This window comes from Mycolicibacterium sp. XJ1819 (genome assembly GCF_053483675.1).
Genome location: NZ_JBEFST010000031.1, coordinates 20,653 through 47,059 on the forward strand (window position 1 = coordinate 20,653; position 26,407 = coordinate 47,059).

Annotated in this window: 27 protein-coding genes; 7 read left to right on the forward strand and 20 right to left on the reverse strand. The window is 63.9% G+C overall.

The features are described 5' to 3' along the window. Position 1: 1 nt before the first annotated feature. From hypD to ABQE89_RS25520, 15 genes are all read right to left on the reverse strand, one after another. The gene (hypD, locus tag ABQE89_RS25450; RefSeq protein WP_064929221.1) at positions 2–1,147 is read right to left on the reverse strand and encodes a hydrogenase formation protein HypD; all 1,146 of its coding nucleotides are present in this window, start codon (positions 1,145–1,147) and stop codon (positions 2–4) included. Positions 1,148–1,161: 14 nt separating this feature from the next. Next, a complete protein-coding gene (locus tag ABQE89_RS25455) occupies positions 1,162–1,434 on the reverse strand; it encodes a HypC/HybG/HupF family hydrogenase formation chaperone (RefSeq protein WP_064929219.1) in 273 nt (90 codons plus the stop codon). 33 nt (positions 1,435–1,467) lie between these two features. After that, positions 1,468–2,580, reverse strand: coding sequence for a hydrogenase expression/formation protein HypE (gene hypE / locus ABQE89_RS25460; protein ID WP_069406935.1), 1,113 nt, complete (start codon positions 2,578–2,580; stop codon positions 1,468–1,470). Next, positions 2,577–3,257, reverse strand: coding sequence for a D-sedoheptulose-7-phosphate isomerase (locus ABQE89_RS25465; RefSeq protein ID WP_069406936.1), 681 nt, complete (start codon positions 3,255–3,257; stop codon positions 2,577–2,579). The genes hypE and ABQE89_RS25465 overlap by 4 nt, the downstream gene beginning before the upstream one ends. Further along, positions 3,254–3,976: a hydrogenase assembly protein HupF gene (locus tag ABQE89_RS25470; RefSeq protein ID WP_069406937.1), complete on the reverse strand. Its 723-nt coding sequence runs from the start codon at positions 3,974–3,976 to the stop codon at positions 3,254–3,256. Before ABQE89_RS25470 ends, ABQE89_RS25465 begins: the two co-directional genes overlap by 4 nt. Then, positions 3,976–4,224: a HypC/HybG/HupF family hydrogenase formation chaperone gene (locus ABQE89_RS25475; protein ID WP_069406938.1), complete on the reverse strand. Its 249-nt coding sequence runs from the start codon at positions 4,222–4,224 to the stop codon at positions 3,976–3,978. Before ABQE89_RS25475 ends, ABQE89_RS25470 begins: the two co-directional genes overlap by 1 nt. A 3-nt stretch (positions 4,225–4,227) precedes the next feature. After that, entirely contained in the window at positions 4,228–6,594 is a 2,367-nt protein-coding gene (hypF, locus tag ABQE89_RS25480; RefSeq protein ID WP_069406939.1) for a carbamoyltransferase HypF, read from the reverse strand. Continuing rightward, complete coding sequence (locus tag ABQE89_RS25485; protein WP_448421878.1) at positions 6,591–7,787, reverse strand: NHL repeat-containing protein; 1,197 nt, start codon at positions 7,785–7,787, stop codon at positions 6,591–6,593. The genes hypF and ABQE89_RS25485 overlap by 4 nt, the downstream gene beginning before the upstream one ends. Beyond that, the gene (locus tag ABQE89_RS25490) at positions 7,784–8,704 is read right to left on the reverse strand and encodes a NifU family protein (protein WP_069406941.1); all 921 of its coding nucleotides are present in this window, start codon (positions 8,702–8,704) and stop codon (positions 7,784–7,786) included. Before ABQE89_RS25490 ends, ABQE89_RS25485 begins: the two co-directional genes overlap by 4 nt. A 16-nt stretch (positions 8,705–8,720) precedes the next feature. Beyond that, positions 8,721–9,998, reverse strand: a complete 1,278-nt coding sequence (locus ABQE89_RS25495) for a hypothetical protein (protein ID WP_448421880.1) — start codon at positions 9,996–9,998, stop codon at positions 8,721–8,723. Then, on the reverse strand, positions 9,991–10,257 hold the full coding sequence (locus ABQE89_RS25500) for a hypothetical protein (RefSeq protein WP_448421882.1): 267 nt from the start codon (positions 10,255–10,257) through the stop codon (positions 9,991–9,993). Before ABQE89_RS25500 ends, ABQE89_RS25495 begins: the two co-directional genes overlap by 8 nt. Positions 10,258–10,262: 5 nt before the next feature. Further along, entirely contained in the window at positions 10,263–11,120 is an 858-nt protein-coding gene (locus ABQE89_RS25505) for a hydrogenase maturation protease (RefSeq protein WP_448421884.1), read from the reverse strand. Further along, positions 11,117–12,724 (reverse strand): nickel-dependent hydrogenase large subunit, encoded by a 1,608-nt coding sequence (locus ABQE89_RS25510; RefSeq protein ID WP_064927068.1) that lies wholly within the window; start codon positions 12,722–12,724, stop codon positions 11,117–11,119. Before ABQE89_RS25510 ends, ABQE89_RS25505 begins: the two co-directional genes overlap by 4 nt. A gap of 63 nt (positions 12,725–12,787) precedes the next feature. Beyond that, on the reverse strand, positions 12,788–13,759 hold the full coding sequence (locus ABQE89_RS25515; RefSeq protein ID WP_448421887.1) for an NADH-quinone oxidoreductase subunit B family protein: 972 nt from the start codon (positions 13,757–13,759) through the stop codon (positions 12,788–12,790). 100 nt (positions 13,760–13,859) lie between these two features. After that, positions 13,860–14,408, reverse strand: coding sequence for a DUF1641 domain-containing protein (locus ABQE89_RS25520; RefSeq protein WP_069407301.1), 549 nt, complete (start codon positions 14,406–14,408; stop codon positions 13,860–13,862). A 131-nt stretch (positions 14,409–14,539) separates the two neighbouring features. Here ABQE89_RS25520 and ABQE89_RS25525 point away from each other — a divergent pair, with 131 nt between their 5' ends. After that, positions 14,540–15,697 carry an AraC family transcriptional regulator gene (locus ABQE89_RS25525; RefSeq protein WP_448421889.1) on the forward strand — a complete coding sequence of 386 codons (1,158 nt, stop codon included), beginning with the start codon at positions 14,540–14,542 and terminating at the stop codon, positions 15,695–15,697. On the opposite strand, the gene ABQE89_RS25530 is transcribed toward ABQE89_RS25525, so the two are convergent. The 4 genes from ABQE89_RS25530 to ABQE89_RS25545 are packed head-to-tail and all read right to left on the reverse strand — an operon-like array spanning position 15,687 to position 19,472. Beyond that, positions 15,687–16,598: a LysR family transcriptional regulator gene (locus tag ABQE89_RS25530; RefSeq protein ID WP_448421891.1), complete on the reverse strand. Its 912-nt coding sequence runs from the start codon at positions 16,596–16,598 to the stop codon at positions 15,687–15,689. The two genes, ABQE89_RS25525 and ABQE89_RS25530, sit on opposite strands and share 11 nt — an antisense overlap. After that, the gene (cbbX, locus tag ABQE89_RS25535) at positions 16,595–17,593 is read right to left on the reverse strand and encodes a CbbX protein (RefSeq protein ID WP_069407304.1); all 999 of its coding nucleotides are present in this window, start codon (positions 17,591–17,593) and stop codon (positions 16,595–16,597) included. Before cbbX ends, ABQE89_RS25530 begins: the two co-directional genes overlap by 4 nt. A gap of 4 nt (positions 17,594–17,597) precedes the next feature. Continuing rightward, the gene (locus tag ABQE89_RS25540; protein ID WP_064927829.1) at positions 17,598–18,023 is read right to left on the reverse strand and encodes a ribulose bisphosphate carboxylase small subunit; all 426 of its coding nucleotides are present in this window, start codon (positions 18,021–18,023) and stop codon (positions 17,598–17,600) included. 18 nt (positions 18,024–18,041) lie between these two features. Further along, positions 18,042–19,472 carry a form I ribulose bisphosphate carboxylase large subunit gene (locus ABQE89_RS25545; RefSeq protein WP_448421894.1) on the reverse strand — a complete coding sequence of 477 codons (1,431 nt, stop codon included), beginning with the start codon at positions 19,470–19,472 and terminating at the stop codon, positions 18,042–18,044. Positions 19,473–19,654: 182 nt separating this feature from the next. Here ABQE89_RS25545 and ABQE89_RS25550 point away from each other — a divergent pair, with 182 nt between their 5' ends. Further along, the gene (locus ABQE89_RS25550) at positions 19,655–20,653 is read left to right on the forward strand and encodes a class I fructose-bisphosphate aldolase (RefSeq protein WP_069407306.1); all 999 of its coding nucleotides are present in this window, start codon (positions 19,655–19,657) and stop codon (positions 20,651–20,653) included. 19 nt (positions 20,654–20,672) lie between these two features. Here the strand turns inward: ABQE89_RS25550 and ABQE89_RS25555 are convergent, their stop codons facing one another. Next, on the reverse strand, positions 20,673–21,344 hold the full coding sequence (locus ABQE89_RS25555) for a response regulator (RefSeq protein ID WP_064927826.1): 672 nt from the start codon (positions 21,342–21,344) through the stop codon (positions 20,673–20,675). 143 nt (positions 21,345–21,487) lie between these two features. Between ABQE89_RS25555 and rpe the strand changes: the two genes are divergently transcribed. The 5 genes from rpe (at position 21,488) to usfY (ending at position 26,382) form a co-directional block, all read left to right on the forward strand. Further along, on the forward strand, positions 21,488–22,183 hold the full coding sequence (rpe, locus tag ABQE89_RS25560; RefSeq protein WP_448421896.1) for a ribulose-phosphate 3-epimerase: 696 nt from the start codon (positions 21,488–21,490) through the stop codon (positions 22,181–22,183). Beyond that, on the forward strand, positions 22,180–24,198 hold the full coding sequence (gene tkt / locus ABQE89_RS25565) for a transketolase (protein WP_448421898.1): 2,019 nt from the start codon (positions 22,180–22,182) through the stop codon (positions 24,196–24,198). Before rpe ends, tkt begins: the two co-directional genes overlap by 4 nt. A 227-nt stretch (positions 24,199–24,425) precedes the next feature. Further along, positions 24,426–24,761, forward strand: coding sequence for a hydrogenase maturation nickel metallochaperone HypA (locus ABQE89_RS25570; RefSeq protein WP_082933117.1), 336 nt, complete (start codon positions 24,426–24,428; stop codon positions 24,759–24,761). Between the two features lie 12 nt (positions 24,762–24,773). After that, the gene (gene hypB / locus ABQE89_RS25575) at positions 24,774–25,541 is read left to right on the forward strand and encodes a hydrogenase nickel incorporation protein HypB (RefSeq protein ID WP_064927824.1); all 768 of its coding nucleotides are present in this window, start codon (positions 24,774–24,776) and stop codon (positions 25,539–25,541) included. A 463-nt stretch (positions 25,542–26,004) separates the two neighbouring features. Further along, positions 26,005–26,382: a protein UsfY gene (gene usfY, locus ABQE89_RS25580; RefSeq protein ID WP_131815161.1), complete on the forward strand. Its 378-nt coding sequence runs from the start codon at positions 26,005–26,007 to the stop codon at positions 26,380–26,382. Positions 26,383–26,407: the final 25 nt, after the last annotated feature.

The following is a 26,407-nucleotide window of genomic DNA, read 5'->3' on the forward strand; positions in this document are numbered from 1 at the left end:
GTCACACCTGCCCGGCCTGCCCTACGAGCTGGGCCGCATCACGGTGCATCCGGCCGAAGTTGTAATAGGCGGCGCAAGCACCTTCAGCCGAGACCATGCAGGTCCCGATCGGTGTCTCCGGTGTGCAGGCGGTGCCGAACACCTTGCACTCCCATGGCTTGAGCACACCTTTGAGTACCTCGCCGCACTGACATGCCTTGGGGTCGGCGACCCGCACTCCGGGCATGTCGAATCGAAGCTCCGAATCGAATTCTGCGTACTCGTCACGCAGTTTGAGCGCACTCTGTGAGATGAACCCGAGTCCACGCCACTCGAAATGCGGCCGTAGCGCGAAAACCTTGCCCAGCAGTGCCAGAGCGGCCGGATTGCCCTCTGGATGCACGATACGGGAGTACTGGTTCTCCACCTCGCAGCGCCCCTCGCGAATCTGCCGGAGCAGCATCGCCACCGCTGACATGATGTCCAAGGGCTCGAATCCGGCTACCACCAGAGGCTTTCGGTATACCTCGGGAACGAATCGGTACGGCCGGTTGCCGACCACCGTCGAAACGTGGCCAGGTCCGAGGAAACCGGACAGCCGAAGGTCGGGCGACTCCAGAATGGCTTTGATCGGCGGAACGATCGTGACGTGATTGCAGAACACACTGAAATTGGTGATTCCGAGTTCACTGGCCCGCAAGAGGGTTACCGCTGTGGACGGAGCGGTGGTTTCGAAGCCGATGGCAAAGAACACCACGTGTTTGTCCGGGCTGTCGACAGCGATCTTGAGCGCGTCCAGCGGAGAGTAGACGAACCGGACGTCAGCTCCGCGCGCCTTTGCGTCGAGCAGACTGCCGTGCGAGCCAGGCACCCGCATCATGTCACCGAAGCAGGTGAAGATCACATCGGGCTGAGCGGCCAACCACATGGCATCGTCGATCCGCCCCATCGGGATCACACACACCGGGCAACCAGGGCCGTGGACCAGTTCGACACTCTCAGGAAGCAGGTGCTCGATACCGTGTCGGTAAATGGTATGGGTGTGCCCACCGCAGACTTCCATGAACTTGAACGGCTCGCCATCGTGTCCCTCCTTGGCCAGGAACTCTATGGTTCCCAGGAGTTTCCTGGCTGCCGCAGGGTCACGGAACTCGTCGACGAATCGCATGTGTGCTCTCCTTTTCAGACGATCGATGATGTGTCGAAGGCTTCGATCTCGCTGTCGTATGCTTCGCCGAGCTTCTGCACAGCGGCGAGAGTAAGCAGCGCCTCGGTTTCATCGATCTTTGCCATCGCGAAGCCAACGTGAACCAGCACCCAGTCGTCGGGCTCCGGCATGTCTTTCTCCAGCAATCGCACGCTGATGATCCGACGTACGCCACTGACGTCTACCTTTGCCATATAGTTTGCGGCGTCGGTGATCTCGACGATCCGCCCAGGAATACCGAGGCACATGGCGCCACGCTCCTTTCTTCGCTGCAGACCTTGTCAACAAATCCTCGGCAACGGGTCACCGACCAGCATGTCGACGACTCTGGTACCGCCGAACACCGTGCGCAATAGCACAGCGGCCGTCGGTTCGGCGGTGATCTCACCGATCTCGGCCGCGTCGGTACCCAAGGGATGCGACCGCAACGCACTCAGCGCGACATCGGCCTCATCCGGCGCGACCACAGCAATGAATTTTCCTTCGTTGGCGACGTAAAGCGGGTCTATACCGAGCATTTCGCAGGCACCACCCACGTCTGGCCGCACCACCAGACGCTGTTCATCAAGGACCACCCCGACGTTGGCTGCTTGGGCCAGCTCGTTGCACACAGTGCCAACACCGCCGCGGGTCGGGTCACGCAGCCAGCGAGTGGATGGTGCTGCCGCGAGCATCACTTCCACCAGCTCGCTGACCGATGCGGTGTCGGAGTGGATGTCGGCATCGATCGCCAAGTCGCCCCTGGCCAACATCACCGCCATACCGTGGTCACCCATCGACCCGGATAGCAGCACCTTGTCCCCCGGGCAGACCCGGGTGGCAGAAAACTCGCGCTCCGCCGGGATAATCCCGGCACCGCTCGTAGTGATGAACAGCCCGTCGGCCGCGCCCCTCGGCACCACCTTGGTATCGCCGGTGACGATCTGCACACCCGCTGCGGCCGCCGCGGTGGCCATGTCCGCGACGATGGCTTCCAACTCGGATACCGGGAAACCCTCCTCGAGCACGAACGCCGCCGTGATCCAGGAGGGGATCGCACCGGCCATGGCGAGGTCGTTGACCGTGCCGTGAACCGCGAGGTGGCCGATAGATCCGCCGGGAAAGCGCAAGGGCTGCACCACAAACGAGTCGGTGGAAAGTACCATGCGCGGCCCCTCCGGCAGCGAGATCACTGCGCCGTCATCGAGAGACTCCAACACTGGGTTGCGGAATGCCTCGACGAAGACGGCATCCACCAGCGCCGCCGAGGACTTTCCTCCCGCACCATGTGCCAGCGTGATGATTTCGTCCCGGAGCCGCGGTCTGCGGCGACGGAACGTTTCGATGCGCTCAATGACCTCGCCCTCGGCCCAACTCGGGCCGGTCGAGCGGTAGTCGCTGACTGGTTTACTCATGAGCCGACGTTCCCCTTCTTATGCACGGTGGACCAGAGTTGGTAGCCGAGCAGGGCCTGCGCCTCTTGGATGCGATGTACGCTCTGCGACCTGACGACGAAACACGCGTCGACGTCGGCACTGCTGGCGAAGGCCCCGCCGTCGTATCCGGCAAAGCCGATGGTGTAAAGGCCTCGGCGCCTGGCTTCGCGCAGTGCGTGCGTGAGGTCCGCTGAATTGCCACTGGTAGACATGGCGATCGCGATGTCGCCCGCCCCGGCACGAGCGATCAGTTGGCGTGCGAACACCAACTCGAACCCGACATCGTTACCCAACGCAGTCAGGATGGCCTGATCGGCGGTCAGGCACCAGGCCGGCAGCGGCCGGCCCAGCGGCGGCCGCGCGAACAACGCCGCCAACGTCGCAGAATCTGTTGAGCTACCGCCATTTCCGAATGTGAACAGCCGACCGCCGGCGGTGAACCGCCGTGCCATCTCGGCACCCGCACTGTCCACCAGCGCAGCATTGGCTTCCAGTGAGGACCGGCGCAACGCGGCGCTCTCGGCCGCTTTCGCCTGCGCCGATGCGGCGAGGTCCGTGAGCAACGATCCCGAATCGGTTTCCTGCGAGTCGATGAACGGGTAGAGGAAATTGGTAGCCTCCTGGGGCGTCCCGGCACCGGATTCCGTTGTGTTCATCCGTCAACCTCCTGCCCGACCCGGCTGATTGCCATACCCGCATGCACCAGCAGCAAGTCACCGGTCGACACCGGACCGATGAGGACCGTCTCCACACTCTCGGCGCCTTTGGCGGTCCGCACCATCGCCGAACTGCCGTCCGACGGAGCGAGTACCTCGGCGAGGCGCCCCTCGTCGCTGCAGGTGATGCACACCTCGTCGGTGCACTCGTCGACATTCAGCAGGCCGGGGTGTTCGAAACAGACGTGGGTCAGTTCCCACAGTAGGTGGTACAGCAGGACGAACCCCCCGGTCGCTGGCAATCCCGGATCTGGATCGTCGAGCCAGAGCACATGGTCGGCCGCGCCGTCGAAGGGACGTGTGCCGCTGCCTATCCAAATGGTGGTGGCGCCCCACGCCGGCGCTCTGCGCATGACCGACCGCACATCGGCGTCGTCGGCGTCCGCGACGGCGATCACGATGTCCCCGGAACGCACAGACACTCGCACGACATCGACGAGGTCGGGATCGGTCAGCGCAACCGCGGGCAGCGCCCGCTTGCCAACGATGACCGGGTGCACGAACTCGACCGCGATGTGTTGGGCATGCGGCTGCCAAGACGGTGCCAGACACCACATGGTGCCTCCGGCAGAAAATCGCCGGGCCAGCGTCAGCGATGTCGCAGCGAGATCTGCGGCGAGGTCAGCGCCCAGTCCGTGGTCGGTGGTGGTGGTAGACATCACGACACCGCCGGATCGCCGAACACGCCGTATTCGGTCATCGTCGCCAGGGTGATTCGCGCCGATTCTTCGTCAATGCGGGTCAAGGCAAACCCGGCGTGCACGATCGTGTAGTCGCCGATCTGCAGCTCTGGCAGATACGCCAAGCAGGCAGTCTTCTCTTCACCGGGAAAGGCGATCCGCGCCATCCGCGCGCCGTTGGCCGCATCCCAGATTTGCGTGATGCGTCCCGGAATCCCCAAACACATGCGTCAGCCCTCCTGCGCCGTCAACACCGATACTGCTGCTTGTCCCAATGCGATACCTCCATCGTTCGGGGGAACTGCGCGGTGAACGAGTACCTCGAAGCCCCGCTCGACGAGCTGCTGTCGGCATGCTTGCATCAGCAGCACATTCTGGAAGACGCCGCCGGTCAGCCCCACCAGACGAACGGGTCCGGCAACCCGGCCGACCGTCTCGGTGACGGCGCCTGCCACCGCGTGGTGGAAGGCCGCGGCCAGCGCCGCGGGCTCCGCACCGTCACGCAGCGCCGACACCATCGAGCGCAACATCGGCGAGGGGTCCATCAGTACCCCGGCGTCCGGTCCGAATCCGACGGACAATCGAAGGTCCGGGGTTGACGACGCCGCCCCGTCCGTCGCCATCACTTCGAGCTCGATGGCGGCCTGACCCTCGTACTCGATGCGGTGCCGAACCCCCAGCAGTGAGGCGACCGCGTCGAACAGGCGGCCCATACTGGTGCATGGCACGCAACCAGTGCCGCTGACGAGCTGCGACCGCAGCAGCCGCAGCTCCGCGTCGGTCAACGCGGTCACCGGGGCCAGATCGGCCGCCCACTTGATTCCTGCGGCCCACAGATAGGACAGCGCCATCCGGCACGGATTGCGCACCGCGGCATCGCCACCGGCCAACGGCACCGGGCGTAGATGGCCGACCCGGGTGAACCGGTGACTATCAGTGCCCAGCGCGAGGACCTCACCGCCCCAGACCGCACCATCCACGCCGAACCCGGTGCCGTCGAAAGCAATTCCGATGATCGGCTCACCCAGTCTGCCGTGCTCAGCCAGCAGCGACACAACATGTGCGTGGTGATGCTGCACCAGGTCCAGTGGCCGGCCCCCTGCGTTGCGCTCAGCCCAGCTACGGGTCAGATACCCGGGGTGCATGTCGGCCGCCAGCCGGATCGGATGCCGTCGCATCCGGCTGATCTGGGCTACCGAATGTTCGAACGCGCGCAATGTCTCCCAACCGCCCATATCGCCGATGTGCGCTGAGCAATAAGCACGACGCCCATCCGTCAGACAGAAAGTGTTCTTGAGTTCACCGCCGACCGCCAGCACCGTCGGCCCGGCGGCCGCGCTGTCGCCGAAATCGATCGGCAACGGGGCGTAGCCACGCGAACGCCGGATCGGCAGTTCCCTGCCGTCGAGGACCCGGACCACGGAGTCGTCACACGGCACATAGATCGGCCGGTTGTGATCGATCACCGCATCGCTCAGCGCCGGGAGACGTTCGGCTGCATCCTCATCGGTGTAACAGATGGGTTGATCGGATAGGTTCGCACTGGTCAGCACCACTGCATCCGGGGCATGCTCGACCGCGCCGGGAACCTCTGACAGCAGTAGGTGATGGATCGGCGAGTACGGAAGCAGCAATCCGATCCAGGGGCTGCCCGGCGCGACGCCTGCGGCAACCGGCGCCTCGTGGAAACGACGGACCAGCACGATCGGCCGCGCTGACGTCGACAGCACCGCCGCTTCGTCGTCATCGATCTGGCCATAGCGCCGCGCCACGGCTAGGTCACGCACCATCACAGCGAACGGCTTACCTGCCCTTGCCTTGCGTTGGCGCAGCTTGCCCACGGCGGTGTCGTTGTCGGCAGCGCAGGCGAGGTGGTAGCCGCCGATGCCCTTGATCGCGACAACCATCCCGGCACGAAGTGCCCGCTGCGCCGCAGCAATGGCGGCATCAGTGCCGTCGATCCGGGCGTTGGTGGCCGCGGTGTGCATCCGAAACCACAGTGTCGGACCACAATCCGGGCAGGCGATGGGTTGGGCGTGAAACCGGCGATCGGTCACGTCGTGGTATTCAGCGGCGCAGCGCGCACACATCGGGAAGTCGGCCATCGTGGTGGCGGGACGGTCATATGGGAGTTCGCGGATGATGGTGAACCGGGGACCGCAGTCGGTGCATGTCACGAAGGGATGACGGTAGCGCCGATCGGCGTGGTCGAACAGTTCGGCGACACAGTTGTCGCAAATCGCGATATCGGGAGGGATGGGGGTCGGTGCGCCATCCGCCGGGCGACTGGTCACGATCCGGAACGGTGCCAAGGTGTGTGCCTCGAGTGGCATCTCGGCCCGGGCCACCGCGGCGATCGTGGCCAATGGTGGCGCATCGGTGCGCAGTCGGCACGCGAATTCCTCGAGCGCCCGGGCGGGCCCCTGCACCTCGACGAACACCGAGGATGAATCGTTGCCGACGAAACCGGTCAACCCGAGTTCTGTGGCGACTCGATGCACGAACGGGCGAAACCCGACACCCTGCACCACCCCGGCGACGGTGAATCGGAGTCGCCGGACGTCAGTGGGCTGCGTCAACACCGTAGCGTCCGTCATGCTCGCCGCCAGATGACGACGCGGTTGTTTCCCGAGTCCGCTACCGCCAATCTGTCTGCCCGCAGCGAAATCCCGTATGGCCAGCACAGGGTGTCCCGCTGAACCGATGTCCAGCGGTTCTCGCCGTTGGACCCGAAACCCGGCTGGGCCAGTACATGATCAGCGGCGCGCCCATCGGCCGGAAGGTTGTCCCACAACAGAATTCGGTTGTTGGCCGTGTCCGCGACCGCCAGCCGCTCAGTCCCTTCTCCGCCGACCCTATCGAGTCCAATCGCATACGGGAAGCGGAAGCGGTCCCCGGTATGCGGACCATACGGCCACTCCTCGGATGCCGAGAAATCGGGTTGTCCCACCAGAATATCGGCTGGTCGGTCGGTCGAGGGCAGCGGTGACCAGCCCAGTATCCGGTGATCTCCGGCGTCGGCCACCAACAGCAGATCGTCACGGCCGGCAAGATCGTGGGGCCAGCGGAAACTCGCCGGACCCACTGCGCCACCACGGTTCTCCGAGCGATGGGCCGCGTCGGGCTGGCCGACGACGATATCGGCGGGCTGCCCGGGTTCGGGGATGCCGCCCTTCCAACCCAGCACCCGCCGATTTCCAGTGTCGGCAACCCAGAATCGTGAACCGATCACCGCGATCCCGAACGGCCAGTACATCGTCGACGCCGAGCATGTCTTCCCCTGGTTGGGAGCGACCGAAGAAGCATCCGGCTGTCCCAGAATCAGATCCGGTGCCACATCGCTGCGCTCTGGCACCGAGTTCCAGATCAGGATGCGATGGTGCCACGCATCCGCAACAATCAACCTGCCCTGGTGCACCAGCACCCCGGTGGGTAGGTTCATGCCGCGTTCGGGCCCGCGCCCGCCGGCGGCCTTACCCTCGGTATGGCCGTCAGGCTGTCCCAGCACGATGTCAGCCGGTTGCTCGTCGTGACCAGGGTAGCCATGCCACACCAGCACCCGGTGGTTGCCGGAATCGGCGACTACCAAGTGGTCCGATCCGAGGAACACTCCTCTCGGCGAGTACATCCACGACATCGACGGATGCGCGGGCGGTAACGCCAGGCCGCCGGGTGCCGGGGCGCCCAACCAGACTTCCGGTGACCACCCGTCGCTGAGGTCGGTCGCTGGCGCCGTATCCACCAGGGCCGACCGACCGCCGACGTTGTGACGGACGGTGTAGCGGGTCATGTCCCGACTCTGACCCAGAGTTCGCCTCGGTCAACGCGCAGCGGCAGCTGTTCCAGCTGTGCGCCGGGGGCGGTGAGGCATTCACCCGAACTTGCGTCGTAGCAAAAGCCGTGCCACGGGCAGGTGAGCGTGCCACCGACGACGTCGAGCACGGCGTTGTCCAACGGCAGACCTTCGTGGGCGCACTCGTTGCGGTAGGCCGACAAACGCTGCCCCACGTTGACGACGATCACCTCGGCTTGCTCGCCTGAGGTGGCCGTCAATCTCCGCACCACCAGATCTCCGTCATGCACATCGGCGGAGGGCCCCGCGCTCACCCAGCCTTCACTGGCTGGATCCGGCCCGATGCGCAAGGATTCCAAGGGGATCAACGTGGGCGAGGGCTCGTTCGCCAACACCTCGACGCCGGTCACCGACGGAACGTTCTCTGTGAGCGCGCTTTCCACCAGGTTCCGCAGGGTCACCGACGACATCGAGCAGCCGTTGCAAGCACCTTCGAGTCGCACGAACGCGGTGCCGTCCTCGATCCGCACCAGCGTGACATCGCCGCCATGGCTCTGCAATTGCGGCCGAACCTCGACCAGCACCCGGTTGGCGTGGGTCATCGGATCTGGCCGGACGATGCCGTGCAGCGAAAGCAGCAGATGCACCACCGGGTCATCGGCCAGTTCGAACAGCACCGGACGCGCGGCGTCATCCGCGCGCATCCGCCGAACCATCGTGATCAGGCCAGCCCGGTGCACCGCCTCGATCGCGGCCTTGACCTCCTCAGCGACGGCGCGTGACCCGTCATCGAGTTGGTTCAACGCGCTAATCGCGTCGTCCACCCGTTTGGCCAGGGTCTCGAAATCCGGTTCCGATGCGGCTACCTGCGCGGCATTCGTCGACGGTGCGGCCGCCGTGGTGGTGGTCGTCATGCGCCGCTCCTCTCTACTACCCGTTTTCGACTTCGGTACGGATCAGCGTGCGTTGTCGGGATATCTCGTCGAGCACGCCGCGCACCGCGCGCACCGAGTCGTGGTCCCCGGCCTCTTCGAACAGGAACCGGGCGTCGTAGAGCTTGGCGCGGGCCTGGTCGAAGACACCGAGATGAGCCAACACATTGCCCTGATTGGCCAGTACCCTGGCCCGCCCGAGTGGATCGGAGTCGCGGTCGCGTGCCTCCAGCACCGCCTCGTACAGCTCCACTGCCTCGACCAGGTTGTCGGCCTGGTGTCTTGATGGGGTGTACACCAACGAGTTTGCAAGGTTGAGTTGCACACTCGCCCACTGTTCGGGATGTTCCTCCTTGGTGTACACGGTCAGCGCCGAGCGCAACGACTGGGCTGCCACACCGAGCCGAAGCTGCCCGGATGCTTCGACCATCGGCATGGTCAGGTAGGCGGTCGCGAGATTGGCGTGCGCGGCGGCCCACAGCAGCGGTGCCTCATCGCGTAGCACCAACTGCAGCGCCGAGTGGTAATGCGGTATCAACTGCGGCAGTAGCTCCGGACGGTCCTGCGACTGCTCGTGCAGCAGGCCGGCCAGGCTCATGTGCACCTCAGCGCGGGCAATCCGCAGGCTGTCGGCCTTGTCCAGGCAGCGCAGTGCCCGTTCCAAACGCTGTTGTGCACTCGGATCGCCGGTTTCGCGGCAGATCGAACCCGAGGCCGACAGCATTACTCCCTGCAGTGGCGCGGAGACCACGGCTGCGGCCTCGATCGCCTTGTCCATAAGCACGATTGCCGTGGCCGGGTCACCGTCGGCCAAAGCCGCGCTGGCCTGCGCGGACAACACCACCGCCGTCAGTTCGGCGCCAAGGGAGCCGCTGTCCGGTGCGGCGTCGGCGCGTCCGACGACGTACAGGACCAGGTCGACCAGCACCCCGAATTCGCCGAGCGCCGTGCGTAAGGTATCCGGGTCGACGCTGTCGGGATCAAGGACGAAACGGTTGTATCGTGCCACGACGTCGTCGGGGTCGTCAGCGGCCAGCGCTGCAAGTGCGGCATCACGCTCTCCGGCCAGTACCAGTTCGTGGGCTCGCAGCCGGGCTGGCCAGGATTGCGGGGTACGCCCGGCCAGCAACTCGGCGCGTACCTGATCGCAATCCTGACCCGCGGGAATCAGCATGTAGCCCAGCGGAAGCGGAAATGCACCCAGCGCCTGCGGCCGGGTAACCGGCACCCCGGCGGCCTGCGTAGTTGTCGAGAATGTTGTCATCGCCTCAGCCATTGAGAGGTCCTCGCAAATCCCGCTCGGCAACACGCTTGATCAAACTGGCCGCCAGCTCGGCCCTGGCCTTGGTGGCGTAAGTACAGATTCGGGTCCGCACCACGCCGTCGGTGAATACCACGACAAGCTCGACCGCCCATCGGCCATGCTCCTCCACCACGACAGCCTCGACATCGCGCGCATCATCACTGGAATCACCGGCTCGGACAACAGTCTTCGGGTGTGCGGCCTCGGGACGGACCGGACGTTCCTCACACATCGCGGTCACGTTTCTGGCCCCATCGGAACGCGCAGTGCTCCCTGGTCATCATCCCAGAATGCATCACGAATGCCGACCGGGACATCGTCATCCAACACTTCACGCACCAGCGTGCTGCGGTCGCCTGCCGGGTTGCGCTGCTTGAGCAGTAGACCCCCACTGCGGGGGCCGCGCAGCGGGATCAGCCACAGGTCGGCATCCCGCCGCACCGCGGCGACGGCATCCGATGGAAACCGGCTGGCCGCCAGCCTGGCATCCAGCCGCACATAGCCGTCGGCGGTGAACTCGACTTGCAGCCTGGTGTCTCCCACCGGGCGTAGCACGGAAAGGTATTCGGCCTCGACGATGCCGATCACCTTCTCCATCCCGGCCGCAACGTGTTCGCTCAGGTCCGCACCGAGCTCCACTCCGCCGGCCTCGATGAGGAACACCGTGATGTCGTCCGGGCAAGCTTCACCGAGCGCCCAGCGCGCGAAGGCGATTGCGTGGTCCCAGCGAAACGAGTGGGTGTGCAGCCCTTGCAGGGGTGGCAGTTCGGCTAGTTCGGCGCCGGGCACCTTGTAGACGGTCCCCGGCGCCGCACCGGTGGCTGCGGCGTCGACGATGACGACCCGCTTCGCTCCCTTCATCTGGAACGCCACGTCCATGCCTGCCGTCCCACCATCGACCAGACGGGCACCGTCGGGGACACCGCGTTCCCACAGGTGGCGGACCAGGATCGGTCCGACCCCGTCGTCACCACGCAACAGGTTGCCGCACCCGACGACCAGGACCTCGCAGCCGGACGTTTCGATATCGACAGCGTTGTCTTGAGCGCCGGAATCAGCAGGGTAGGAATGGGATTCGGTAGACGTCGGAATCACACCATTCCGTTGATCACGAACCGAGACAGCTCACGACCCGATTTCCCGTCGTAGGCGTGCACCGTGCAGACTAGGCAGGAGTCGAAACTGCGGGCAACGTGGCCAAGCTCGACCGGATCCTCCACATCGACGATCGGCGACCCGACCAGAGCCTTCTCAATCGGCCCCAACGATTGTGCGGCATCGCGTGGGCCGATGTTCCACGCCGTGGGTGTGATCACTTGGTAGTTCTTGATCTTGTTGTCTTCGATGACAATCCAGTCTGCCAGAGCCCCACGAGCGGCCTCGGTGGCGCCGAACCCCTTACCTTCGGCGTGTTCGACCGGTTTGGTGTAGAAACTCTCCTTGAGATCGATCGCATCAAGCCAGGCTCGTGTCCACTTATAGTACTTGGGCGCTTCGTGCATACGGGCGAGCTGGCGCACCAGCACACTGGGGCCGATCTTGTTGTAGATGTCCAGGAACAGCGGATCGTTGTCCTGGTGCGGCAGCGGGTTCGGGCCGCCGGCCGCAATCCGACGCGCCAGCGGTCCGGCTTCCAGCGGGATGTGCCCGAGACTGGGAATGTCGTACCGAGGTGACTTGGCCCAACTGTATTTCCCTTGTGTACGACCGACTTCGGGGTCGATCGGAATGGTCTCACCCTCGAATGGATGCAGCGGACGGTCGCCCTCGTAGAAAGCGTGCGTGACATCTTCGGTGACGCGCGCCTGGTCGAAGGTGTGCCACTGTCCGTTCGCATAAACGCCGGACCGGCCGATCAGCGCATCGTTTCGCCCGTCGATCGTCGGGTTCTCATACTGCGACGGATCGAAATAGGTGCCGGTAGCGAGGTAGTTGCCGACGCCCTGGCCATATTTGTCCAGGCCGACGTCCAGGCAGAACCGGATGAAAAAGCCGCAGTCACTGTTGTACTGGGCTTCGTTTTCGTCGACCCAGGCCAGCACGTCCTCCCAGGTCTCGTTCTCCAGCCATCGGTCGACCGAGCAGCCCAACCACTGCTTCTCCAGCCAGTTGTCCTTCCAGTGCTCGAGGATCGCGATCGACCGGGTGACATCGGCCAGCGTCGGCGCACACATCACGCCGCCAGGCACCATGAAGCTGGAGTGCGGCCACTGCCCCCCGAAAATGGCATACACCTCGACCGGTTTGGCCGACAACACCACACCCGGCTGGTAGCTGGTGCCCACATACGGTGCGAACCGGCGCACCGATTCTGCGTACAGCGGTGACTTCGCGTAGTTCTTATTGGTCAGGTCGATTGCGAACAACGCATAGAAGTAGCGCGGTATCGACTGCAAGGTTTCGCAGGCCTGGCAGATATTGCGGACCAGGGTCGCATTCGGCGGCAGATGGGTCCGCCACGCGGTGTCGAGCGCGTAGGCAGATTTGTAAAGGTGGCTGCCGCCGCAGATCCCACAGATGCGCGGGCAGACCACCAGGCCGGCCTGCGGGTCCTTACCCTGCAAGATGATTTCGAAGCCGCGAAACATCGCGGCCTCCGTCCAGGCGGAGGTGACGACTCCATCCTCAACGGTGACGCGGACGTCGAGGTCGCCCTCGACCCGGCCCAATGGGCTGACGAACAGATCAAGCTCGGTCATGTTGGTTTGGTCCTTCCGATAAACCTTGGCTGATGGTTTGGCCGCGCGATGTTTCGCCACCGTCTAGACCACGAACATGTCTTCTTTGGACCACTGCGGGGCAGCGATTCGCGCGGCCGCCGCATGGGCCATGTAGGTGAGGTGATCGGAACCTTCCGGAACTTCCTTCGGAATCATCCCGCTGACCTTCTGGGTCTTGAACAACGTTCCCGGTGCGAGGTCGAAGTGCGGGAACTCAGGCTCGGTGCAGCCAAGGCACGGCATCCCGGCCCTGGTCTTCGACGACTGGCGGTTCCACAGGATGCGGTTGCACGGCGAATGCGTCATGGGCCCGCGGCAGCCGAACTCGTAGAACAGGCAGCCAGTGCGGGTGCCCTCACCAAACGACAGGGTCGACTGCTTGTACTCGAAGAATTGCACACGCGTGCACCCGGTTTGGGTGAAGGTTTTGAAGAAGGTCTCCGGCCGATGCAGTTCGTCGAGCGCGATATCGCCGGCGCGCCCCGACGCGAGTGCGACAAGGATCTGGGTGATCCAGTCCGGATGCGCGGGACAGCCCGGAATGTTTATGACCGGCAGACCCATCTTCGATCGGAAGTCCGGCCCCAGAAACCCGCCCTTGTCGCGCTTGTGGAACTGCAGCCCGGTCGAGCCCGACGGGTTCGGTTCCATCGCCGGTATGCCGCCCCAGCACGCGCAGTCCCCGATGGCGACCACGATCTGCGCCGCGCCCGCGAGGTCGATGACCCAGTCCTTCATCGCGCGGTCGGCGAACATGTCCATTCGGCCGCTTCCGTTGGGCGCTTCGATGACGGTGCCCTCGAATACAAAGATGTCAAGTGGGCGTTCCCCTTTTGCGCAATCCCAGAATACTTTCTGGGCATTGTCACCTAATTCCAATCCCAATGACGGATGCCACAATAAATCGAGACCAAAATCAACAATCAAATCGACGACATTGGGTTCATCCGCATTGAGGAAGGACATCGTATTCCCACTACATGCACCTCCTTGGAACCACAGAACTGACGCCATTTGAACTCCTCTCGACAGCGACCCAGGGCGAGGCCGCAATTGGGTTGCGGATTGGTGCGGGCTGATGATTTTGTCTGACTGTTGTTTGGGCTGGTTTTCGCTATTCCTGGGCGAGCCGGCGGCCGAAAGCACGCGCCACCTGGATCATGAAGCCCAGGCCTCGAACGATGTCCTTGTCCTTGCTCACGCGCCACAGACCGAAGATGCCTTTCGGCCCCCCGGGATCGGCCGCGGCCGCCGCCTTGCCCTCGACCAATGCCTGCCCGAGCTGAGCGAGCACGTCAGCGGCTTGCGGATCGGTGAGGCGCGAGGTCAACAGCGTGTTCAGCGCCGGAGTTGCATCCACCAGCGCCCCAGACAGAGCGGCCAGGCTGCTGGCAAGACCTCGCAGGTCGACAGCCCTGAATGACTCGACACCGGGGATCGCGCCGGGGGCCGTGGATTCTCTGAGCTCATCGACGGCGGCGACAACCGACGCGCCGATCTCGTCACCGCGCCGAACCATCCCGTCGAGTCCCTCTACCAGGATTGCCAACAGATCGGCATGGTCGAGTAGATCGTTCAGCGAAGCCGCGACCGCAGGATCGTCCAGCCGCTGGCGCAGGGCGTCAGCCGGCGAGATGGCGATCACTTGACCGTTTGCCGTCATACAAGACCTCCTGCTTTCCGAGCCCAAGCGCCACGATGCGATGTGCCGACGATCACAAACCTAACGGCATGTGACCCACCTGCCTATCGCTTTCACGCAGAGGCTGTCAGAATTACGCAGACTTGAACACGGTGGCGCGCGCCAAGAGGACGGGAGACTTGCGTGTTTACCGCAAATACTTTAACCAGCGCTTCATCATCGGTTCGGCTCGACATCGCGGTCCGGAAATGTCCCGACTGACCCGTCTGGGCTATATCGATGTTCGCCGCACCAGCAACCCGGTACGGCGCAAGGTCAGATCTCGCGGCGTCCCGCCGGCTCTGGCCGACAAGGAGATCTTCTACACCGAGGACGTCGCTGAGGCGTCGCGCCTGATCGGCAAGGCGCTCGCACCGCTCACCCTCGACGTTGACACCCATGCCGGCGACGGATTTGCTGCGACGATGCATGGAGTACGCCTTCGCAATGTCAGCATGCTCTACCTCGACCTGCACGTGGCATGCACATTGGAGATCCCGGACCACGGTCCGTACTTTGCTGTGCACATGCCAACCAACGGAACCGCACTAGTGCGTCACCGCGGGCAGGTGTTCGAGGCCAACACCATCCGCTCGCTGGTGACCAGCCCGCAGGGATCTCTGCGCGTCGCTTTCGAGCACGATTCACCACACCTGATAATCCGCGTCGAGGCGCCTGCCATGGTCGCGCACCTGACCCGGCTGCTCGGCCGCACCCTGCGGCGGCCGCTGGAGTTCAACCCCGAGTTCGACCTGGCGACCGAGGCCGCCATGCGTTGGCACGCGGCTGTGGGGCTGATCCATAGCGAGGTCTTCCATCCGGGCTCGCTGGTGCAGCGAGGGCAGGGCATCGGCGCCCTGGAAGAACTGGTCATGAGCAGCCTGCTGCAACTGCAGCCATCGAGCTACCACGAGGAGTTCGTCCGGCCGCCCCAGCCCGACCAGCGGCGCGCCGTGGTCCGGGAGGCGATGAACTACATCGAGGACCACCTCGCCGAACGCATCACGATGGGGTCGTTGGCCAAGGCGGTCCACATGAGCGTCAGATCAATTCAGCAAGGCTTCCGGGAGGAACTGGCGATGACACCGATGATGTTCGTGCGCGAGCGACGAATGCAGCGGGTGCACGAGGAGCTCACCGATGCAATGCCGACCGACGGTGTCACCGTGACTTCTGTCGCTGAGCGCTGGGGGTTTCATCACCTGGGCAGCTTCGCGGTGGAATACCGCAAACGCTGGGGTGAAACACCGTCGGAGACTCTCAGGCGATAGCGGTGTCGCGCCGAACCGCGCTGAATTTTCGCCAGCCCAGTGCCCGCTGAGACAGTAGGTGGGTGATCAGCAACTCCGTGGACATCGTCGGTGCATCTTGGCTGACCACGTGCCACGGCCGATTCACCGGAGTGCCGGGCACCGACAGCTCGACCAAAGTGCCCAACTCCAATTCGCGTCGCACGGCCTGCCGCGACACCAGCGTCACCCCCAGGCCGGCGACCGCAGCGGCCACCACCGCGCCGTGCGATCCCAACACCAGCTGAGGCGGCGTGACGTCGAGGTCGTCGAGCAGTGTGGTCAAAGTCGACCGCGTACCCGATCCCGGCTCGCGCAGAAGCCACGTCGCGGTGGCTGGTTCAAACCGCTCGGCCACCGCGGGTGCCCCCACCACGACGAGCTCGTTTGGGCTGACCGCACGCACCCGCACCGTCTTGCTCAACTCAGCCGGAGGACGGCCGGCCACCACCATGTCGACCTCGTGCCGGGCGAGCATAGGCCAGACGGAGCTGCGAGGTGCCACCTCGAGATGCAGAACGACGCCGGGGTATTGCGTGCGAAACGATGCCAGGGCGACCGGAATCAGTAGTTCACCGGCCGAGGTGACCGCGGCGAGTCGAACCGAGCCATTTTCCGGATCGGCCTCGCCACGCGCAGCAAGGATCGCCTCGTCGTGCAGGCCAAGAATCCGCCGCGCGTATTCGACGTAACGTTGTCCGGCGGGCGTCAACCGGACTCCGCGGCCGTACCGGTCGACGAGATTGATGCCGATGTCGTGGCTCAGCGCCCGCAACGCCGAGGAGATCGATGATTCGGTGACCACAAGACGTTCGGCGGCACCGCGCACCGAGCCGGTGTCGGCCAGCTCGACCAACGCTCGGAGCCGCGCATTGGTGGTCATCGGTTATTCTCGGCCGCTCGAAACACCCGGCTGGACAGCAAATCGGCCGGTTCGATGGTGGACAGCGCCGCCAAGTCCACCATCTGGTCGTCGCCGCCGAGTAGCCGGCGAGCATGGCGCAGCCGGGCCCGCTCCAACGCATTGCGCACACTGCGCGCATTGGCGAACCACGGCTGATCGATCCGCAGCTTCAGGTATCGGTGCAACACCTCGTGGGCCTCGTCTGAGAACCGGTAGCCCATTCCCTCGGTCATCAACATTGCGATGTCCTTCAATTCATCGACGGTGTAGTCGGGGAAGGTGATGTGGTGGGCGATCCGGCTCTGCATGCCCGGGTTTGCCGAGAAGAACTGATCCATCTTGTCGGCGTAACCGGCCAGGATCACCACCAGATCATCGCGGTTGTTCTCCATCACCTGCAGCAGAATCTCGATTGCCTCCGAGCCGTAATCGCGATCGTTCTCCACTTTGTAGAGGTAGTACGCCTCATCGATGAACAGCACACCGCCCATCGCCCGTTTGATGACGTCCTTGGTCTTCGGGGCAGTGTGCCCGACATACTCACCGACCAGATCGTCGCGGGTGACACTGACCAGGTGCCCGCGGCGGAGGTAGCCGAGCCGATGCAAGAGATCGGCCATCCGTATCGCGACGGTGGTCTTACCGGTGCCTGGGTTCCCGGTGAAACACATGTGCAGGGTGGGCTGCGGCGCACTCACACCAAAACGTGCCCGCACCCTGTCCACCAGCAGCAACGCGGCGATTTCGGCAATGCGTGTCTTCACCGGCACCAGCCCGACGAGCTCACCGTCGAGTTTGGCCAGTACCTCCTCCACGCCCGACTCGCGGCGCGCGACAGAAAGGTCGACCACAGCATCGGCGGGCAGGGTCTCCCGCTCCGGCACGTCCGACTCCCCGTCCCGTTGAGGACCGGGAGCCGGACGCGGCCGGTACCCGAACGGGCTGCGCGGGTTCTCGGCGGATTGGAGCGTCATCGATTCACCCCGGTTGGTACCTGTCCCCTTCGGGACGCTCGGTCGCATACGAATAGGTGGTGTAGCCGATCTGGCGGTTGGCCCTCTCGGCGCGGTCGAGGCGGAAACCGGGTTCCTCGGCGGGCCGATTGACGATGAACGACAGGGCGGTCGTCTGCCGGCCCAAGCCCGCATCGTAGGCGTTGAGCCGAATGTAGCTGTTCGGGTTGGCCGTCCGGCACGCGTTGACCTCGAGCAGCACCCCAGCCGGATCCTTGAGGTCGAACATTGGCAGCCCCCACATCTCCCAGTAGGTGTTGCGCGGATGCGGGTCGTCGGTGAACTCGACCGACAAGGGCCAGCCATTGGACAGTGCGTAGTCGATCTGAGCGGTGATCTCCTCGTCGGTGAAGTCGGGAAGGTAAGAGAAGGTGCCCTGGGTGATTCGCATATGTCAACTCGCCTCGGGTCAGACCGTCGTCGGTGTCGCGACGACGTCGGGTGTATCGGTGGACTCGTAGTTGAAAGTGATGTCGCCCCAGGTGGCCAGCGCGGTGTCCAGCGCCCGGTTCTGCGACGCCGCCTTCTTGAGGATGTCTGGCCCTTCCTTGTAGTAATCGCGGCCCTCGTTTCGAGCCTTGATCATGGCTTCCAGCGCCACACGGTTGGCCTCGGCGCCCGAGGCGATACCCATCGGATGCCCGATGGTGCCGCCACCGAACTGCAAGATCACGTCCTCACCCAGGTAGTGGATCAGCTGGTGCATCTGGCCGGCGTGGATACCGCCGGAGGCCACCGGCATGACACCGGGCATCGATGCCCACTTTTGGTCGAAGTACAGACCCTTGACCGGGTCGGCCGGGATGCTGTCCAGGCGCAGGGTGTCGTAGAAGCCTGCGGTGGTGTTCGGGTCACCCTCAAGCTTGCCCACGACGGTGCCCGCATGGATGTGGTCGACACCGGCCAGCCGCATCCATTTGGCGATCACCCGGAAGCTCACACCGTGGGTCTTCTGCCGGGTGTAGGTGCCGTGGCCGGCGCGGTGCAGATGCAGCAGCACGCTGTGGTCGCGGGCCCATTTGGCCATCGACTGGATGGCCGTGTAGCCAATCGTCAGGTCGATCATCACCACCACCGAGCCGAGTTCGGCCGCGAAATCGGCCCGCTCATACATCTCCTCCATGGTGCCTGCGGTGATGTTGAGGTAGTGCCCCTTGATCTCGCCCGTCGCCGCCTGTGCCCGGTTGACCGCTTCCATGCAGAACAGGAAGCGGTCCCGCCACCGCATGAACGGCTGCGAGTTGATGTTTTCGTCGTCCTTGGTGAAGTCCAGGCCCCCGCGCAGCGCCTCGTAGACGACGCGACCGTAGTTGCGCGCTGATAGGCCGAGCTTGGGTTTGGTGGTCGCGCCAAGCAGCGGCCGGCCGAACTTACCCAGGTACTCGCGTTCCATCACGATCCCGTGCGCGGGGCCCTGGAACGTCTTGACGTAGTGCGTGGGGATCCGCATATCCTCCAGGCGCAGAGCCTTGAGCGGCTTGAACCCGAACACGTTGCCGATGATCGAGCTGGTGAGGTTGGCGATCGAGGCCTCCTCGAACAGGTCGATGTCGTAGGCGATGAGGGCGATCCACTGCCCGGGGGCGTTGGGGACAGCCTCGACGCTGTAACACTTGGCCTGATAGTGCTCAAAGGTCGTGAGCCGGTCGGTCCACACCACCGTCCATGTCGCGGTACTGGATTCACCGGCCACCGCCGCGCCGGCTTCCTCGGGCGGCACCCCGTCTTGAGGGGTGATCCTGAAGGCGCACAACACATCGGAGTCCCTGGGGACGTAGTCCGGTTGCCAGTAGCCCATCTCTGCGTAGGGGATGACTCCCGCGTTCCATCTGTCTGTCATGACGCGAATGTTTCCACCCGATCATAAAGCTGTCCATCGGTAATTCGACGCTAATTCAGAAGTAAATACTTAAGTATCACCATCCCCTGTCGGATCCACCTCCTGGGTGAGGTAATTCTGTTCCGCCAGCTCATAGCCTTACGGACACAAACCTCACGGGGTTCCTACGACGAGGAGTATCGATGAGCACCTGCACCCAGATCGCAGCCCAACTGGTCAGCCCCGGGAAGGGGATCCTGGCGGCCGACGAGAGTATTTCCACCATGTCGTCCCGATTGGAGAACGCAGGCGTCACGCCGAGCGCAACGAGCCGCCGCGACTACCGCGAACTATTGGTCAGCACGCCCGGCCTGTCCGACGGCGTTTCGGGGATCATCTTCTGTGACGAGACGCTCAATCAGGTGTTCTCCGACGGCCGCCCCTTCGCGCAGGCCGTTCGCGAGCTCGACATATTGCCCGGGATCAAGGTCGACACAGGCGCCAAACCATGTCCGGGGCTGCCCGGCGAAACCATCACCGAGGGCCTCGACGGGCTCAGCGACCGGTTGGCCCGCTACGCCCAGATGGGTGCCGCCTTCGCGAAGTGGCGCGCGGTGTACACGATCACCCAGAACGGACCCAGCTGGGGCGCCATCACCAGCAATGCAAATGCGCTCGCACGGTATGCCGCTGCATGTCAGGAAGCGGGCCTGGTGCCCATCGTGGAGCCTGAGGTGCTCACCGCAGGCGACCACCCCATCGAACGTTGTGCCGATGTCACCGCGTCCGTGCATGCCGCGGTGCGCCAACAACTCGGGGTGCTCAATGTCGACCTGGGTGGGATCGTGCTCAAGCCCAACATGATCACCGAGGGTGCAGATCATCCCGAGCACGCGACACCGCAGCAGGTGGCCGACGCCACCGTGCGCGTGTTGCGGGCTTGGCCGGCCAGTTTGGCCGGCGTGGCCTTCCTCTCCGGCGGTCAATCGCCGGAGCGGGCCACCGCAAATCTCGAGGCGCTCCAAACGCAGCAGACCCCCTGGCCCCTGACCTTCTCCTTCGGCCGGGCTCTGGTCTCACCCGCGCTGGCTGCATGGCGCGGTGAGGAGGCACGAGTCACCGACGGGCAAGCCGCACTCGCGATGCACGTCGCAGCCAATGCCGCCGCGGTGCGATTGCGCAGCGAGCTTCAGTCAGCCTGAGCGCAGTACTCGGCCGCAATCACTGGAAGATGCCCTCGCGCAGCGCGACGGCCACCGCAGCGGTCCGGTCGCTGACGTCCAGCTTGCGGTAGATGGAACGCAAGTGACTCTTAACCGTCTCGTCGCCGATAAAGAGTTTGCTGGCCAGGCCTCGGTTGGACAGCCCAGACACCACGAGGGAGAGAATCTCACTCTCACGTTGGGTGAGTCCGTGGCTAGCGCCAGGCCAGAACTCCTTACGTTGCAGGCGGGCCGCGGTGTCGGCCGCTCGGGCGGCGAGACTCGCGTCGATCGCCGTCGAGCCGCTGTGCACGTACTCGAGCTGCTGCACAAGTTCGTCACTGCTGACGCCCTTCAGCAGGTACCCCGAGGCCCCGGCCCGGAGCGCCTGGAACAGGTACTGCTCGTCGTCGTACACCGACAGCAGGACAACCTTGCGCTCGGGCTGGTGTTCGTGGACCGCCCGGCACAGATCGAGTCCACTTCCCCCGCGCATTCGCACGTCACACAACACAATATCGGGCTGCAAGCTATCAATTACCGTCAGGGCATATTCCACGCCGACCGCTTGACCGACAATACGTACCCGATTTTTGAATGCCGCGAGCATTGCCTTGAGACCCTCAATTACGATCTCATGATCATCGACAAGTACGACCCGCAATGGGCCCGCTGATGCTGGCGCCGTCATGCACTCACACTAATTGCGATTTGTTTAACCGTCCACGGAAATTTCTGAGGTCACCGGGTTTAACCCCACCTATCCCCCATTTTGGGGGATTAATGACCCGCTTCGCATTCCTACCATCGGCGCCAACAGGAAAGGAGTGGCCGATGCCGCCGATGGTGATGGGAGAACCCAAGCTCGTCGCATCCGTCCTACCCGCAAACTTTGCGTATCTGGGCCGCGACGTCGAGGAAATCGAGGAGGCGGGAATCGACCGGATCCAGTGGGACGTCATGGATGGCCGTTTCGTCCCGAACATCACGTTCGGCCCCGATGTCATCGCCGCCAACCGCAAGCGCGTCGGTATCGGCTTCGAGGCACACCTGATGGTGGAGGACCCCGACCCGATGCTGCCACGTTGGGTGGAAGCGGGTTGCCAGATTGTCATTGTGCACGCCGAGGCCTGCCGTCATCTGCACCGCACCCTTTCGCTGATCCGCAACCTTGGCGCGCGCGCAGGCGTCGCACTGAACCCGGCCACTCCCCTGGACGCGGTCGTCAACGTGCTCGACGTTACCGATCTCTTGTTGGTGATGACGGTCAATCCGGGCTTCGGCGGTCAACGTTATCTGTCCAGCATGGAAACGAAGATCGCCGAAGCGCGGGACGAAATCGACAGGCGCGGACTGGATATCGAGCTCGAGGTGGATGGCGGAATCGGTGCAGCGACCATCGCAGGTGCCGCAGCGGCAGGAGCGACGGTGTTCTGTGCTGGCTCGGCATTGTTCACCGGAGCCGAAACCATGGCGGAGCGCACCGCGGCGCTGCGTGCGGCCGCAACCGATCGGCTGGTGATGCAGTGACCACGGCACCCAGCACACCAGACGAAACACGTTCGCAGTCAGAAGAACTCGACCAGCTCGCGATCAACACGCTGCGTTTTCTGGCCGCCGACGGTGTGCAGGCCGCCAACAGCGGGCATCCGGGTCTGCCATTAGGCGCTGCTCCGATCGCGTGGACATTGTGGGCACGCCATCTCCGCCACGACCCGGCCAATCCTCTCTGGCCCGACCGGGACAGGTTTGTGTTGTCAGCGGGTCACGGCTCGATGTTGCTGTATGCGTTGTTGAACGTGTTCGGATATGACCTACCGATCGACCAACTGCGCCGGTTTCGCCAGCTCGGGTCACAGACTCCCGGGCATCCGGAGTATGGCCACACACCGGGCGTCGAAACCACAACCGGCCCGCTTGGCCAAGGACTGGCCAACGCGGTGGGCATGGCGCTGGCCGAGCGAATGCTGGCTGCCCGCTGCAACACTGCCGACCATACGGTCGTCGACCACCGCACCTGGGTGTTGGCCGGGGACGGCGACCTGATGGAAGGTATCTCGCATGAGGCCGTGTCGTTGGCCGGCAGGCTAAGACTGAGCAAGCTGACGGTGATCTTCGACGACAACGACATCACCATCGACGGCCCGGCCACGCAGAGCTGCGCTGACGACGTCGAGGGTCGTTTCGTGGCATGCGGGTGGCAGGTATTGGCTGTCGAGGACGGTAACGACGTGCGTGCGCTCGATGAAGCCTTCACCGCAGCGCGCGACCAAGACCGACCTACCTTCATCCGGGTCAAGACAACGATCGGCTACGGTGCCCCCGGCATCGAGGGCACACCGAAGGCGCATGGCAGCCCCCTGGGCGCCGACACGATTGCGACCATGCGGAATCGGCTCGACTGGCCGGACGTGCCATTCCACGTGCCCCTCGCTGTCGGTGCCATCGCCGCCGCCACAGCCGCAAACGGTGCTGTGGCATACGCGGATTGGTCCACCGAACACGAAAGATGGCAGGCCAGCCACCCTGCGCTGGCAGCGGACTTCCCGCTCGACGCTGTGCCGGAACCCGCAGACATAGGCGTCCTGACAGCACTGGCCGACGAGGCGATGCCCGGTGGCAAAACAGCAACCCGTAAGGCCTCGGGCGCCGCATTGAACGCACTTTCGGCAACGTACCCGGGGCTAGTGGGCGGTTCGGCCGATCTGGCCGGATCGACGAACACCGTCATCCCCGGCGGCTTCGTGGGTCCCGACGACTATGTCGGACGGACAATTCATTTCGGTGTCCGCGAACATGCGATGGCCGCGGTGATGAACGGTATCGCGCTGCATGGCGGCCTACGCCCCTTCGGCAGCACGTTCCTGGTGTTTGCGGACTATCTACGACCGGCGCTGCGACTCTCGGCACTGATGAAGCTGCCTGTCATCTATGTGTTCACCCATGATTCGGTGTACGTCGGCGAGGATGGACCAACCCATCAGCCCATCGAACAGATCGAATCGCTGCGCCTGATCCCCGGCCTGACCGTGCTGCGTCCGGCTGATGCGGCTGAGACCACGTTGGCATGGCAGCTAGCCGCCGCGAACACGGCTGGCCCGACAGCTCTGGTCCTGAGCCGCCAGGACTTACCGATCCTCGGCGGCGCCGGTCTGGACGACATCCGGCGGTACGGCAGCCGTACCGTGAAGTACGCGGGCACGCGTCCCGATGTCATCCTTGCGGCGAGCGGTTCTGAGGTCGCACTCGCCCTCGATGCCGCCGACATCCTTGCCGGTCGTGGCGTGAAGGCCACCGTCGCATCGGTGATGTGGCGCGAGAAGCTCGACAGCGTCATGGTCGAGGCAACTTACTCGTTCCCGGATGCGCCGATCGTGTGGATCGAAGCCGGAGTGAGCACAGGTTGGCGAGCGCTGGCGGGCGCGCGCGATACGGTCATCGGCATCCAGCGGTTCGGCGCCAGCGGGCCGGGCGCCGAGGTCGCCGCACACCTCGGGCTGACGCCGACCGCCGTAGCCGACGCCGCGATGGGTCGTCGTGCTTGATGTGATGACCTTCGATGTCGACGGCGCGTGGGCAGGAGCCGAACGTGACCGCCGCCGACTGGTGTCTGACCACGCCTTCGAGGTTCAGGGTCTTGACGTCAGCTGGAGTTCGGGTGGTCACGGTGAACTTCACGTTTTTGGACAATCGCAATCTCACGCACAATCTCGGCCAATTCCGGGTTTTTCAATCGGCCACACAATCCGGACCGCGCGGGCAGCATAGAGGTGTGCATGAGCTGTCATTGTGTCAAGCCATCGCCGGAGTCGTGAAACCGCACGCACACGGGCGACGAATCGACGTTGTGCGTGTTCAGGTTGGCGCGCTTCGTCAAGTCGTACCTGAATCGCTGGAGTTTTGCTGGTCGTTGGTCCGTGACTACGAAGATCTAGGCGGCGCTGAGCTGGAGCTTGAATTGGTGCCCGCCGAGGTGAAATGCCGCTCTTGCCAGCAACACTCACAGATCGAGTCACGCTGGTCGGTACTTTGCCCACATTGCGCAAACGCCGACGTCGAGGTAGTACGCGGCAACGAATTCCTGGTCACTTCGCTCGACGTGACATGAAAGGTCAACACGATGGGTAGATTCCACCGCCACGAAGACGGTACCGCGCACAGCCACGACCACGGTGACCATGGGCATTCGCATGACCATGGCGACCACAGCGGCTATCAGACAGGTGCGCAACGGATCGACGTGCTGGAGTCGATCTTTGCCGAGAACGATGCGCGTGCCGACATAAACCGAAAGGCATTCGAAAGCAACGGAGTTAGTGCTCTCAACCTGATGAGTTCACCAGGATCCGGAAAAACGACAGTGCTGGCAGCCACGCTCGACGAACTCGCGGGCGAGATCGCGGTCGGCGTCATCGAAGGTGACATCGCCACCGACCTCGACGCCGCCAAGCTCAGTGGACGCGGAGCTCAAGTGTCGCTGTTGAATACCAACAACGGTTTCGGGGGTGAATGTCACTTGGACGCCCCAATGGTGAACCGTGCCCTGGCGGGGCTCGACCTCACCGACTTGGATCTCGTGGTTATCGAAAACGTCGGCAATCTGGTCTGCCCAGCGGAGTTCGACGTTGGCGAGCATGCCAAGGCGATGGTGTATTCGGTGACCGAGGGCGAGGACAAACCGCTGAAATATCCGGTGATGTTTCGGTCGGTGGACGTGGTACTGCTCAACAAGATCGATCTCCTGCCGTACCTGGATACCGACATCGACGCGTACACCGCCCCTGTCCGCGAGGTCAACCCGGCGGCCGAGGTGTTACCGGTGAGTGCTCGTACCGGCGCGGGGATGGAAGCCTGGTACGGCTGGGTGCGCCGGTTTCTTAGCGAATAGGGCCCGGGACTGGAGTACAGCGGCTACGGTCGGCCGCTCGCTTGATCACGCTGGCCGCTCGCTCGGCTCGCTCCCGCGTGCGGTGAATATTGACTCGTTCGCGAACGATACCGTCGGCGAACACCACGATAATGTCGACAGCCCACTGCCCACGTTCCTCGACGACGGTGGTGTCGACAGCCAGAGCGCTGTCGGCTGAACTGTCCGACCGCATGACCGTCGGCGGACGACCACGTGGGAAACGTGGCCGGCAGGTATAAAGGGCCGCGGCTGGGCGGCTGATCTGTTCTGTCACCGCATTAGAGTCCATGAAAAGCTCTCATCGGTGGGGCCTACGTTGTTGTGGCATTCGGAAGGCACGTAGCTCGTCTCAATCAACGCGTGTAGAGCTTCGCGTGCACGTGCCGGTGCGACCCAAGCCGCGCTATCGGTTCAGACACCCTGCTCGCCACCCAGAAGGGGGATGACGACGGCATGGTCGGCAGCCGACTCTTGGGATATCGAAGACCTAGGAGGCGGAGCAATGGGAAATACCCGTGACCCGATCGACCATTTCCGCACTACCAATCAGTACGCCGGTGAACAGTTCATCGACGTCTACAGCTGGCCTGGCGTGGTGTCGATCGTACTGGGTACCATTTCGCTGATCAGCTGTGTAGCAGCCGCTGCGTATGGTCGCCACGAATGGATACCGACAGCAGGAATCGTCGGACTGCTCGCGATCACAGGGGGCATTGTCTGGCTGGTGATCGAACACCGGCGAGTTTTGCGGATCGAACGTCATTGGCTGGCTACGCGATCCGACGACCTTGGCTCCAGATCGTCTGGACGACATCGATAGCCTATATTTGCTTCTTCTATTGCTC

Coding starts and splice junctions, on each gene's coding strand:
- rpe (WP_448421896.1), top strand. CDS start 21,488: ATGCCGCCGATGGTGATGGGAGAACCCAAGCTCGTCGCATCCGTCCTA.
- ABQE89_RS25485 (WP_448421878.1), bottom strand. CDS start 7,787: ATGACCCGCTACACCGTCCGTCACAACGTCGGCGGTCGGTCGGCCCTG.
- ABQE89_RS25530 (WP_448421891.1), bottom strand. CDS start 16,598: ATGACCACCAATGCGCGGCTCCGAGCGTTGGTCGAGCTGGCCGACACC.
- ABQE89_RS25500 (WP_448421882.1), bottom strand. CDS start 10,257: ATGTGTGAGGAACGTCCGGTCCGTCCCGAGGCCGCACACCCGAAGACT.
- ABQE89_RS25545 (WP_448421894.1), bottom strand. CDS start 19,472: ATGACAGACAGATGGAACGCGGGAGTCATCCCCTACGCAGAGATGGGC.
- ABQE89_RS25470 (WP_069406937.1), bottom strand. CDS start 3,976: ATGTCTACCACCACCACCGACCACGGACTGGGCGCTGACCTCGCCGCA.
- ABQE89_RS25490 (WP_069406941.1), bottom strand. CDS start 8,704: ATGACGACCACCACCACGGCGGCCGCACCGTCGACGAATGCCGCGCAG.
- ABQE89_RS25555 (WP_064927826.1), bottom strand. CDS start 21,344: ATGACGGCGCCAGCATCAGCGGGCCCATTGCGGGTCGTACTTGTCGAT.
- ABQE89_RS25540 (WP_064927829.1), bottom strand. CDS start 18,023: ATGCGAATCACCCAGGGCACCTTCTCTTACCTTCCCGACTTCACCGAC.
- hypE (WP_069406935.1), bottom strand. CDS start 2,580: ATGAGTAAACCAGTCAGCGACTACCGCTCGACCGGCCCGAGTTGGGCC.
- ABQE89_RS25495 (WP_448421880.1), bottom strand. CDS start 9,998: ATGGCTGAGGCGATGACAACATTCTCGACAACTACGCAGGCCGCCGGG.
- ABQE89_RS25510 (WP_064927068.1), bottom strand. CDS start 12,724: ATGACCGAGCTTGATCTGTTCGTCAGCCCATTGGGCCGGGTCGAGGGC.
- usfY (WP_131815161.1), top strand. CDS start 26,005: ATGACGACGGCATGGTCGGCAGCCGACTCTTGGGATATCGAAGACCTA.
- ABQE89_RS25515 (WP_448421887.1), bottom strand. CDS start 13,759: ATGGCGTCAGTTCTGTGGTTCCAAGGAGGTGCATGTAGTGGGAATACG.
- ABQE89_RS25465 (WP_069406936.1), bottom strand. CDS start 3,257: ATGAACACAACGGAATCCGGTGCCGGGACGCCCCAGGAGGCTACCAAT.
- hypD (WP_064929221.1), bottom strand. CDS start 1,147: ATGCGATTCGTCGACGAGTTCCGTGACCCTGCGGCAGCCAGGAAACTC.
- cbbX (WP_069407304.1), bottom strand. CDS start 17,593: ATGACGCTCCAATCCGCCGAGAACCCGCGCAGCCCGTTCGGGTACCGG.
- hypB (WP_064927824.1), top strand. CDS start 24,774: ATGGGTAGATTCCACCGCCACGAAGACGGTACCGCGCACAGCCACGAC.
- ABQE89_RS25475 (WP_069406938.1), bottom strand. CDS start 4,224: ATGTGTTTGGGGATTCCGGGACGCATCACGCAAATCTGGGATGCGGCC.
- ABQE89_RS25520 (WP_069407301.1), bottom strand. CDS start 14,408: ATGACGGCAAACGGTCAAGTGATCGCCATCTCGCCGGCTGACGCCCTG.
- ABQE89_RS25550 (WP_069407306.1), top strand. CDS start 19,655: ATGAGCACCTGCACCCAGATCGCAGCCCAACTGGTCAGCCCCGGGAAG.
- hypF (WP_069406939.1), bottom strand. CDS start 6,594: ATGACGGACGCTACGGTGTTGACGCAGCCCACTGACGTCCGGCGACTC.
- ABQE89_RS25455 (WP_064929219.1), bottom strand. CDS start 1,434: ATGTGCCTCGGTATTCCTGGGCGGATCGTCGAGATCACCGACGCCGCA.